Source organism: Vibrio sp. 2033, assembly GCF_033339735.1.
The window spans coordinates 1-745 of record NZ_JAWOVC010000300.1 but is presented as its reverse complement, the minus strand read 5'-3'; the positions used below and the strand labels follow the sequence as shown (position 1 = coordinate 745).

Sequence of the window (745 nt, the reverse complement as noted above, 5' to 3'; positions counted from 1 at the left end):
ACTAACAAGTGAATCAGAAGAAGGTGAGATTGAAGATCTGACAGAATTTGAAGATGCTGAAATTGCACCAGATGAATACACCGAAGAAGAAGCGGAAGCGGAGTTCCAACGTCTACAAGAACAGCCAATCAAACTGGCAATCATTGGTCGTCCAAACGTTGGTAAGTCGACGTTAACCAACCGTATTCTTGGTGAAGAACGTGTTGTGGTATACGACATGCCAGGCACAACTCGTGACTCAATCTACATTCCTATGGAACGTGATGGCCGTGAGTATGTAATCATTGATACTGCGGGTGTACGTCGTCGTGGTCGTATTAACGAAACGGTTGAGAAATTCTCCGTTGTTAAAACGTTGAAAGCCGTCGAGGACGCAAACGTAGTGCTATTGGTTATCGACGCACGTGAAAACATCTCTGACCAAGACTTGAGCCTGCTAGGTTTTGCATTGAACGCCGGTCGTTCAATCGTACTAGCGGTAAACAAGTGGGATGGTCTAGATAACGAAGTAAAAGAGAACGTGAAGAAAGAGCTAGACCGCCGCCTAGGTTTCGTTGACTTTGCTCGTATTCACTTTATTTCTGCACTGCACGGTACTGGTGTTGGTCACTTGTTTGAGTCTATCCAAGAAGCGTACAAGTCGGCAACGACACGTGTTGGTACCTCTGTTTTGACTCGTATCATGAAGATGGCGACTGATGATCACCAACCGCCAATGGTTCGTGGCCGTCGTATCAAGCTAAAA

At 45.9% G+C, this 745-nt stretch carries 1 protein-coding gene; it reads left to right on the top strand.

Annotated features, from left to right (window positions below; translation table 11 throughout):
- The coding region (locus R7P74_RS26210) for a GTPase (protein WP_318123567.1) at positions 1-745 on the top strand (745 nt) is incomplete at both ends.